General features: G+C 68.5%; 8 protein-coding genes and 1 CRISPR repeat array (1 of these 9 cut by a window edge). Of the genes, 7 read left to right on the top strand and 1 reads right to left on the bottom strand.

Annotated elements, in window-relative coordinates:
• Window positions 1-733, top strand: a 733-nt coding sequence (locus ACWD6R_RS16765; protein ID WP_451819364.1) for an IS1634 family transposase, incomplete at its 5' end; no start/stop codon positions are given.
• A gap of 301 nt (window positions 734-1,034) precedes the next feature.
• Here ACWD6R_RS16765 and ACWD6R_RS16760 read toward each other — a convergent pair.
• Window positions 1,035-1,625: a hypothetical protein gene (locus ACWD6R_RS16760; protein ID WP_451819363.1), complete on the bottom strand. Its 591-nt coding sequence runs from the start codon at window positions 1,623-1,625 to the stop codon at window positions 1,035-1,037.
• A gap of 481 nt (window positions 1,626-2,106) precedes the next feature.
• Here ACWD6R_RS16760 and cas3 point away from each other — a divergent pair, with 481 nt between their 5' ends.
• From cas3 to cas6e, 6 genes are all read left to right on the top strand, one after another.
• Window positions 2,107-4,971: a CRISPR-associated helicase Cas3' gene (gene cas3 / locus ACWD6R_RS16755; protein WP_451819362.1), complete on the top strand. Its 2,865-nt coding sequence runs from the start codon at window positions 2,107-2,109 to the stop codon at window positions 4,969-4,971.
• Window positions 4,972-5,091: 120 nt separating this feature from the next.
• Entirely contained in the window at window positions 5,092-6,702 is a 1,611-nt protein-coding gene (casA, locus tag ACWD6R_RS16750) for a type I-E CRISPR-associated protein Cse1/CasA (protein WP_451819361.1), read from the top strand.
• Between the two features lie 46 nt (window positions 6,703-6,748).
• Window positions 6,749-7,387, top strand: coding sequence for a type I-E CRISPR-associated protein Cse2/CasB (gene casB, locus ACWD6R_RS16745; protein WP_451819360.1), 639 nt, complete (start codon window positions 6,749-6,751; stop codon window positions 7,385-7,387).
• Complete coding sequence (gene cas7e / locus ACWD6R_RS16740) at window positions 7,387-8,514, top strand: type I-E CRISPR-associated protein Cas7/Cse4/CasC (protein WP_451819359.1); 1,128 nt, start codon at window positions 7,387-7,389, stop codon at window positions 8,512-8,514. Before casB ends, cas7e begins: the two co-directional genes overlap by 1 nt.
• Window positions 8,511-9,278, top strand: a complete 768-nt coding sequence (gene cas5e, locus ACWD6R_RS16735; RefSeq protein ID WP_451819358.1) for a type I-E CRISPR-associated protein Cas5/CasD — start codon at window positions 8,511-8,513, stop codon at window positions 9,276-9,278. The genes cas7e and cas5e overlap by 4 nt, the downstream gene beginning before the upstream one ends.
• Entirely contained in the window at window positions 9,275-9,925 is a 651-nt protein-coding gene (gene cas6e, locus ACWD6R_RS16730; protein WP_451819357.1) for a type I-E CRISPR-associated protein Cas6/Cse3/CasE, read from the top strand. Before cas5e ends, cas6e begins: the two co-directional genes overlap by 4 nt.
• A gap of 95 nt (window positions 9,926-10,020) precedes the next feature.
• Window positions 10,021-10,571: direct repeats of the CRISPR family, unit length 29 nt; unit sequence GTCCTCCCCGCCGACGCGGGGGTGTTCCG; it runs 3,588 nt beyond the window's last position.

The following is a 10,571-nucleotide window of genomic DNA, read 5'->3' as shown; positions in this document are numbered from 1 at the left end:
CCACCTGCGCCGGATCCTGGTCCACTCCACCGGCAACGCGGAGGGCCAGCGCAAAGCACGCGCCAAGCGTCTGGCCAAAGCCGCCGAGGATCTGGCCAAACTGCAAAAATCAGCCGGCGGCCGGTACTACACCACCGCCGAGAAGGTCCAGGCCCGGATCGGGGTGATCACCAAGTCCCGCCGGGTCGCCAGCTGTCTGCGCACCGCCGTCACCGCCGGCCCGGACGGGAAACCCGCTCTGACCTGGCACTTCGACCAGGACGTCCTGGCCGCCGAAGCCGCCGCCGACGGCTGGTACTCCCTGGTCACCGCTCTGACTCCAGAACAGGCCGACACGGCCGAGGTCTTCCGGCGCTACAAAGGCCAGGGCGTGGTCGAACGCCGCTACGGCGAGTTCAAAGGCCCCCTGGCCGTCGCACCGCTGTTCCTGGAGCACAACCGCCGCATCACGGCCTTGATCACCGTGATCTGCCTGGCCCTGCTGGTCTACTGCCTGATCGAACGCCAGGTCCGCCAGGCCCTGGGCCCCGAGCAGACCATGGCCGGCCTCTACCCCGACAACCGCAAGGTCCGACCCACCGGCCGCATGATCCTCTACCACCTCGACGGCCTCATGCTCCGCCCCGGCACCGCTACCGATCCACCCGTCATCCTCGTCAGCCGAGGAGTCCAAGCACACCTGCTCGAACTCCTCGGCATCGACGAAACGCGGCCTCGCTGGCTGGAGACCTAAAACCCCATGTGCGAAGTCACCGGCTAGCGGGCTGAGGCGGATGCTGGCGACGTTTCTGTCAGCCACGTCAGGTCCATGAAGATCAACAGATCAGGCGTTCTCGAAGGGCACCGGGCTGCAAGCCGCATTGCCGGTTGCACACCACGACTGCCTTCGGCACGACCCGCGCATGCGGGTCGTCCTCCGCGGGGCCGGGCGCGGCTAGCCGCCTCATCAGCGGACGGGCAGGGCGACGCAGCTCCGGAGCAGGCCGGTTCAGCCCCAGGCTCGGTCAGCGCCGTCCTGCCCACGCATAGGCGATTCAGAAGCGATTGCGCAGAGTGGCGACCCAATAGCCGTGGCGAACCATCTCCACTTCGTCGGACTTATCGACCACGAACCGCAGAGAGGGGCCCTCGGCGATCGAGTCAAAGAGAGCGTCTGTCCTTTCGACGGTTCGGTGCTGGAACCGATCGGGGATGGGATCGTCGTCTCGCAGTTGTGCCCTGGGCTGACCCGGCTTGGGGATGATCGCGGCATAGCGACCGTCGTCGGTCTCGACAAACTCTGTCCACGGGTAATACGTGGTCGAGTCGGCACGCCCCTGCTGGTGGAACACGATGGCCCTGAGACGGTCGTCCCGCCCCCAGGCCGCGCGCCGGGTCCACGCAACCCGTACACGATGCCGCCCACGCTCGCCTGCCAGTTCGTACCAGCGAGTCTCGTGGAAGTCTTCAGTGCCGCTACCTGGCCAGCGGTAGGTCCACTCCTTGGTCGCGTCGCCAGCCGCGATCGACAAGGGGTCTTGCTCTTCGGCAGTGATTGATGGTGATGTATCGCCGCAACTCGTGCGGGCGTCGATGATGCGATCGATGGCCTGGTGTAGCTCTTCCCGTAGTGCTTCGAGATCCACTTGGTCCTCCCCTGGGTTATGCCTGCACGCCTGACGCGTTGTAGGCGGTGCGTCAACTCTCTGAGATTAACTTACCAAGTGAAATCTCTACTTGGGAAGTGAATCTGAACCTGATGTTGGCCATCCCCGCCACCCAGCAGCCACGCCACCACCCGGCGCCGCCGTCCCAGCTGCCGCCACCGGGCAAGACCGGCCCGACGGGCCCTGGGCCTCGCTAGGAGTTGTCGTCAACATCAGCAGCGATGCGAGGGCGACGGATGCCTGGTAGGACTCGACGACCTTGGGTTGTCGTTCCCGCGGTCACCACGAAGCCGAGCGGACAGCCGATGGCGTCGCAAGCCAGGTGGGTCTTGCTGATCAGGACCGACTTCGCGACGGACGCGACGGCGGCCAGGTGGGCGAGGACGTCGCGCCGCCCACTGGCAGGCCCCAGCGCAGCAGGCAACGGACGCATTGTCGGTGCCACGTGCTTGCATCTTGGATGCCGACGGAAGTTCCGTGTCGGCCAGGGAGGAGAGTCATGGGACTGCCGGAACTGGATGAGTCGGCGTGGGGGAAGTCGCGGGGGCTGGACGAGAGTTGTCCTCCATACCCTCTGGTGCGACATCTCCTGGACGCGGCGGCCATGGCAGCGTACCTGTGGGATGCGTACCTGTCGGAGAATCAGCGACGGGCCATTGCCGACGGCCTTAAATGCTCGCCGGAGCAGGCCCGCGGGGCTGTTGCGCTGTGTGCCGGTCTGCACGACATCGGGAAGATCTCCGGGTTCCAGTTCTGCTCACGGCACGGGAAAGACCATCTCAGCGAGACATTCCTCGCGGACACCGGAAAGATCGGCGCCGAGCGGGTCGGCCACGATGTCGCGGGCATGCGCGCTGCCTCAGCTGTTCTTGAGGCCCTCGGGTTCCAGGACACCGGTGAGGCGTCCGCGGTACGGCGCATCGCGGAGATCCTCGGCGGGCATCACGGACGCTTCCACCGAAACGACTACCGCCGCAACGCCCACTTCGCGGTGCAGGACCTGCTGGGCGGCCGGACATGGGCGGTTCAGCGGGTGGTGCACGCGAGGGCGGTCCATCGCGTGCTGGGTGAGCCGAAGGTGCCGGATGCGTTCTGTGCTTCTGCAGCCGTCTTGGTGACGGGTGTGGTGATCCTCGCGGACTGGCTCGTCAGCCAGGCTCCCTACATCAAGAGCCGCCAGCGGGCGTTGGACGGCTCGTTGGAGGATCACTTCGCTCGCTCTGTGGCCGATGCTCCGGGTCTGCTGCGTGATGCGGGTCTGGAGCCGGTGGAGTTGGAGTACCAGGGCTTTTCGCAGTCATACGGCATCGATGGGAAGCCGAATCCCTTGCAGCGGTCGGTGATGGAGGAGCTCGCCTCGGCCGCGCAGGGAGGTTGCAAGGGCGGGATCATGCTGGTTACTGCCGCACCTGGCGATGGCAAGAGCGAGACGGCGCTGGAGGCGGTGCGGGTCCTCTCGCGGGTTTTCCATACGCGGGGCTTCGCCTTCTTGTTGCCGACGATGGCCACGAGTGACCAGATGTATGGCCGGGTGGCGGGTGCACTGCTTCGGCAGGCAGGGCATCGGGCAGGGTTGACGCTGACGCACAGCATGGCGTGGCTGAACAGCGCGTACGCGGATGAGGATCTCGGTGGCGGGGTGGATGTTCTGGTCTGCGATGGGGACGAGGGGCGGTCCTCGAAGCGGTCGGAGGCGGATCTGCGGCCGCGGCAGTGGCTGCGGGGTATGAAGCGTGCGCTGCTGGCTCAGTTCGCGGTCGGCACGGTGGACCAGGCGTTGATGTCGGTGCTGCCGGTGAGGCACAACGCGCTGCGGCTGCTGGCGTTGTCGGGCAAGGCGTTCATCGTCGACGAGGCGCACGCCTACGACCCGTACATGCAGGTGCTCCTGGGACGGCTGCTGAACTGGCTCGGGTCCTTCGGGGCGCCGGTTGTGCTGCTGTCGGCGACGCTTCCGGCGTCGGTCAGCAACCGGCTGATCACCGAGTACCTGCGAGGAGCGGGCAGGAAGGTGTCCGAGCTGAAGAAGCGGGAGTTCCCGGCGCCCTATCCGGGCTGGCTGTACGTGGACGCCGAGAGCGGCATGTGCACCCCCATGTCCAGCGAACAGCAGCGCGAGCAGGCGGCTGTGCGGAGCATGGACCTGCACGTCCAGGTAGAGCCCGTCGTGCACAGCGCGAACACCGGGGCACGGGACCGGCAGGCCGTCATCCAGCGGCTCCTCGCCCCCATTGCTGGGAGCGAGGGAGGCTGCGCCCTGGTGGTGTGCAATACCGTTCCCGAGGCTCAGAAGACCTACCGCCGCCTGCAGGAGCACTACGCGTCGCTGACCGGCGAGGAGCTGCTGCTTGTGCACGCCCGCTTCCCGGGCGACGAACGAGAGAAGCGGACAGCTCAGGTCACGCAGGGGATGGGCCGCAGCGGGCCGCGTCCTTCGAGGCGGATCGTCGTTGCGACACAGGTGGTGGAGCAGTCCCTGGACCTGGATGCGGACATCGTCATCAGCGACCTGGCTCCACTGGCGCTGTTGCTGCAGCGGGCGGGCCGGTGCTGGCGGCACGAGAACTGGTGGTCCCGCAACGGCTACCCCGGCGGACGTGGCCGGCCCGGCTGGGCCGATGCACCGCGGCTGGTCGTGCTCGACCCGTTGGCGGACGGTGGGAAAGTGCCGGCGCAGTGGGGAGAGGTTTACGACGAGCACTTGCTGATGGAGACGTCTGAGGTGATGGCCGAGCTCGCCGGGAAACAGGTGGCGATCCCCGGCGATGTGCAGCAGCTGGTTGAGCGGGTGCACGGTGACCGGGCCGACCGGTTCGACTGGGACAGCCCGGCCAAGTCCGCCGCGTGGAGTGCCTACCGGGGCGGGGAGATGGCCGCGCGAAGCATGGCGGACGTCGTGGTCGTGCCGCGTGCTCGGAGTCTGTGGGAACTGCACCAGATGCACCACTTGGAAGGCACTGAGGACGAGTGGGAGGCGGCCACCCGCCTGGGGGCGGACTCGGTGCGCCTGTTGTGCGTTCACCAGCAGCCGGATGGGCGGATCACGCTGGATGCTGCTGGCGTGGAGGAGGTTCCCGCTGTGGACGCTGAGCCGACGGCGGGCGATGTACGAAGCGTGATGCGCCGCACGATCCCGGTCCGCGCCGACTGGTTCGCCCAAGTCGACGCTGACGCGCACCGCCCGCCAGCCTCTTGGTCCAAGCACCCGATGCTGGGCGAACTTCGAATCCTGACCCAGCCCGTAGTGGACGGGCTGGCACAAGCGGTCCCCGTGGGGCCGAAGAGCCTTCGTTTGGACCCGGAGTTGGGGCTTGTGCGGGAGTGAAAGGCTCGAATTGCGAGGGATTCTGAACGGAGGAGTGTCTGAACCGGACCCGGCTGTCAGTGGTGGTTGGTTGAATGTCGGGTGTCATGCCGGATGTGTTCCGGTTGGGGGGTAACTGCCGTGTCTGTACTGCGCTTTCGTGAGTGGGGGTATTTGATGGGTGGGGGGTTTGACCTGCGGGATGAGCCGTGGGTGCCGGTGCGGTTGGCATCGGGGGAGTCTGTCCGGATCGGTTTCCGGGGGTTGTTCAAGCGGGCGCACGAGATCGAGGACCTTGAGCTGCCGGTCGCGCCGGCGGCTTCCGGGCTGATGCGGCTCCTCGCGGCGATGACGACGCGGATCGCGCACCACGATGGTGTGCAGCTGAACGACGAGGACACCGCGGAGGACATCGCAGAGTGGCATGCCCTGCGGCAGGCCGTGCTGGCCGGTGGCCGGTTCGATCCGGACGCGGTCGACGCGTATTTCGACGAGCAGGTCCCGGCGGGCCGGTTCGGCCTGTTCGACGAGAAGCGACCGTTTCTGCAGGATCCACGGCTGCTCGCGGACTGTGTGGACGGCCAGGGGCAGCCGAACACGTCTGGCGTGAACAAGCTGGTGATGGGGCGTCCCACGGGCGTGAACGGTGCCGTGCTGTTCGGACACTTCACGGACGGCGATCCGGTTCCGGTGCCGGCAGCGGAGGCAGTTTGGCATCTGATCGCCCAGCTGTACTTCGGCCCGGCGGGGCAGTGCACGCCGCGGCAGATTACGCAGACGCAGGCGGGCAACGGGAAAGCGGGGCCGCTGCGGAAGTCGATCTCGTACCTTCCATGGGCGCCGGATCTGTTCACGACGCTGGTGCTGGCGGTACCCGCCCCAGGTGAGGCCGATGAGGCGGATGCCTGTCCGTGGGAGGAGGAACTACCCAACCCGTTGGGAGACTGGCCCCCACCATCGTGGCCGTGCCGTCTGCTGACGGGCCGGTTCCGTCACGCCGCCCTGCTGGTGCCGTCTACGGACCGCACCGAGGTGGCCGACGCATACATCACGTGGTCGACCCACGAGCCTGCTCACGACGCGCGGGATCCGTTCCTGATCCTGGATCGGCGTCGGGACGGCGGCCTGCAAGCGAGAGAGGCGGACAGTTCGCGGGCGCTGTGGCGGGACATGGACGCGCTGCTGTTGATGGACAGTGCCCAGGACGCGCTGCGCCCGACTGCTCTTGAGGGCCTTCCGGACGGGGTGCGTGGCCGGTTGCGGGTGCGGGCCTACGGGTTCGATCAGGACGGTCAGCAAAAGGACAACGGCTGGTTCCAGGCGACCACTCCACCGGTCCTGCAGTGGCAGCAGGAGGCGGACCCGGAGATGGCGGCGCACGTGGAGCGATGCCACCGGGCCGCGGAGGACGCTGGGGAGCGTCTGGATTACGCGGCGAAGGTCGCGTGGAAGCTCGCCACGGATGTCAACGCTGACGCCTCTGGCAAGGTGAAGCTCGACAAGCGCAAGCCGGGGCCGTGGGCCGCCGCTGCGGCGGCGCACTACTGGCCGGCGGCCGAAAGCGAATTCTGGCAGCTCGCCACCCCCAGCCGGTCGAGCGCCCGGCCACAGCCGCCGTTCGTGAACGCTGCCCTCGCCGCCCTGGATGCGGCGCTCGGAACGGGCAACCGGGCGGACATCCGCGTGGCCCGTGCCCGCAACCGGGCCCGCTCGATCATCCGCGGCCTCCTCCAACCGCCCAAGGCTGCCTGACCCTCCTGCGCCATTGCTTTCCACTGGCCCTACCCGGGGATGTCCTATGTCTGCTTCCGTATCTGCATCGACCGCACCGCCGAAAGGAAAGTCCGAGCGGGCCTCGGACGCCTTCGTCACACACGTCCTGGGCCTGTGCCGGGTCAAGAAGACCCAGTCCGACCTGCGCACCGGTCTGGGCCTGCCCGTCGACCGCTGCAACTACCTGCACCGCTACCTCGTCCCGCGGCTGCCCGAGCGGATGCACGCCGACTCTCGCCGCGCCCACTATGCGGTGGCCGCCCTGATCGCTGCCCGCCCCCGCGCCGCCCGCGAAACCGCCGCACACGCTGCCGACGACGGGCAGCCCCGACCGGACTGGTACCAGCGCGCCAATCTCGGCGCCGCACTGGCCGAGGCAGTGAACAAGCGGGTCATCAAGCCAGACTCTGCCGAAGGCGACCTGCACCTGATGGCCCGCCAGAGCATCGAGGCCATCCACCCCCGGCTGCCGGCACTGACTCGGCACCTGCTCACCGGGGGCGTCGCGGTGGACTGGGCGGTGCTGCTGGAAGACCTCGCCTGGTGGAACCGCGACCGCAACCGGATCGCCACCCGCTGGCTGGAGGCCTACTTCCGTACCGCAGGCGCCAAGGACGACGACCCCGCCGCAACCCCTTCCAATTCCACTGAGGAGAACAACTGATGTCCCTGTACGTCGACCTCTCAGCCCTGCAGTCCGTGCCCGCCGCCAACCTGAACCGGGACGACCTCGGGTCGCCCAAGCAGGTGCAGTACGGCAGCGCGCCTCGTATCCGCGTCTCCAGCCAGTCCTGGAAGCGGGTCATCCGCCAGGGGGTCGAGCGGGACCTCGGTGAGCGGGCCGCCCGCACCCGCCTGGTTCCCGTCAAGCTCCGCCAGGCCCTGATGAAGGCGGGCTGGCCCGAGGAGCTGGCGGCGTTCGCCGGGGCCCAGGTGGCAGCGAGTGCGGGTAAGAAGGGCATCGGCACGGAGACCGCCGGCCACACCTCGGTGCTGCTGTTCCTGCCCGAGACTGCCATCGGCGAGCTTGCCGCCGTGTGCGAGGAACATCGCGGCGACCTGGAGACGGGGCAGAGCAAGAAGAAGCCGGGGCAGCTGCTGCCGCCGGCCAGGATCGAGGAGATCCTCAAACGGCGCACCGCCTCGATCAGTCTGCTGGGCCGCATGCTGGCCGAGCTGCCGGACGCGAACGTCGACGGCGCCGCCCAGGTCGCGCACGCCTTCACCACGCACGCCTCCGAACCGCAGCGTGACTACTTCACCGCAGTCGACGACTGGCTGGGGGAAACCGAGACCGGCAGCGGCCACCTGGACACCGCCGAGTTCAGCTCCGGTGTCTTCTACCGGTACGCCACCGTCAACGTCGCCGACCTGGTCAAGAACCTGGAGGGCGACCGGAAGGCGGCCCGCACCGTTCTTGCGTCCTTCGCCGAACACTTCCTGATGTCGCTGCCCCAGGCGAAGAAGAACAGCACCGCCCCGCACACCCTCCCCGACCTCGCCTACCTGGCCGTGCGTGAACAGCGCCCGCTCTCCCTCGCGGCCGCGTTCGAAGCCCCGGTCACCGCCGACGTAACCGGCGGATACGCCAGGCCGTCGCGGGCGGCCCTGGCCGGGTACGCGGGGAACATCAACCGGCTCACCGGCGACCGCCACCGCCCCTTCCACGGCCACGCCACCATCGCCCCCGACGAGCAGATGCCCGGGCTGGGCACCGCCCACAACTCCTTCGACGCCCTGATCGAGGCAGCCGTGGAGGCAGCCCTGCCCGAGACGGGGGAGCAGCAGTGAGCGGACTGCTGCTGCGCCTGGCCGGCCCGCTGCAGTCCTGGGGTGAACGCTCAGCGTTCACCCCCGTGCGGGACAGCGCACCGTTCCCGACCCGGTCCGCGCTGACCGGGATGTTCGCCGCAGCCGAAGGCCTCGGGCGCGACGAACAGGGCATCGAGCGGTACGACAGCCTCCACTTCACTGTGCGCGTGGACCGGCCCGGGGTGCGGCTGGTCGACTACCACACCGTCGGCGGTGGCTTCCCCAAAGCGCAGACCGCGGCCACCAGCGGCGACAGCAACAAGGGCGCCGCTGTGATCACCAGGCGCCACTACCTGGCCGACGCCGTGTTCACCATCGCCGTCACCGGCCCCGACACCGACACCCAGCGCATCGCCCAGGCCCTGCACCGGCCGCACTGGGCGCCCTACCTCGGGCGCCGCTCGTGCGTCCCCGATGAGCCGTTCCTGCTACGCGCCCACGTCCCCGACCCCCTGAGCGAACTACGCCACCATGTGCCGCTCAGCCGCGCACCCGAGCGGCCCGAGCCGGACACCGTGCCCGTCACGTTCCTGTATGAGGAGCCCCCGGCTGATGTGCCGGAAGACAAGGTCGACATCCTGGCCGTAAACGACCATCCCGTCAGCTTCGCCCAGCACCAGCGCAGCCACCGCACCCGGCGCGTGTACCGGGCCGAGTACCACCTTGCGCACTCCCTGACCAGCCCACGCCCACAACTGATGGACCGACTGATCACCTACTGCCTGGAGGGGAACGCCGCATGAGCCCCACTGCGGTGATCGCCCGCATCCGTCTCAACCCCCACAGCCGAGCCGTCCAGCGCGACCTGCGCGACGCCACCCAGATGCACCGCACCGTGATGCGGCTCGCCCCCGACAACCTCGGCAACTCACCCCGCCACACAGCTGGCCTGCTCTACCGCATCGACGAATCCAGTTCTGCGAGCATCCTCCTCGTCCAGGCCCAGCACATCGATGCGCACCGGCTACCCGCCGACTACGGCCACGCCGAGATCAAAGACCTCGCTCCCATGTTCGCCGCCCTACGTAAAGGCATGGCCGTCAACTACCGGATCGTCGTCAACCCCGTCAAACGAGAACGCCTCCCGCTGGAACAGAAAAACCAGCGTGGCCGCGTAATCCCGCTGTCCGGGTCCGAAGCCGACCAATGGTGGATACGGCGCGCCACCTCCGCGGGACTCCAGCCCCACGTCCTCACACCCACCAACCTTGCCCCCGCCCAGCCCCGCGGCGTCGACGCTCCGAAGATGCGACACAGCCTCATCCGCTACGACGGCACCGCCACGGTCACCGACCCCGACGCCCTCACCGAAGCCGTCCTCACCGGCATCGGCCGTGCAAAGCCCTATGGCGCCGGACTCCTCAGCCTCGCCCCGGCGAAAACCGGGTGAGTGCACCGCGAAGGGGCGGCGACGCGCGTAAACGCCTCGCCGCCCCCACCCTCGCCATGCTCCCCCGCGTGTCGGTCCGAGATTCAGGCCGGAGAGTTCTCCCCGCCGACGCGAGGGTGTTCCGCACGCGCAGAACACGTGCCAGTGCGTTCCGCTGTCCTCCCTGCCGACGCGGGGGTGTTCCGATGGCCACCGGTTCGAAGAAATACGCCGACGAGTCCTCCCCGCCGACGCGGGGGTGTTCCGTTCCGAAGTCCTGAGCACCGCACGTCCTCACCGTCCTCCCCGCCGACGCGGGGGTGTTCCGCCTCCGTGGCCAGACCGTGCGCGACTGCGGCGGTCTTCCCCGCCAACGCGGGGGTGTTCCGAAGTCCGACATCATCGCCGCCGCGGTGGTCCGGTCCTCCCCGCCGACGCGGGGGGGTGTTCCGCCCGGCATCGTGGATTCCACGAACCTGGTCGTGTCCTCCCCGCCGACGCGGGGGTGTTCCGAGGTCGAGGACTGGATCTGGGACGACATCATTGTCCTCCCCGCCGACGCGGGGGTGTTCCGCCGTACACGCCAGAGGGCTGGGAGGCGTGGCGGTCCTCCCCGCCGACGCGGGGGTGTTCCGCCGATGCCCGTACCCGCGAGGGCCAGCTTCGC

It is taken from the genome of Streptomyces sp. NPDC005151 (assembly GCF_053599875.1).
This window is presented reverse-complemented; position numbering and strand designations above follow the sequence as displayed.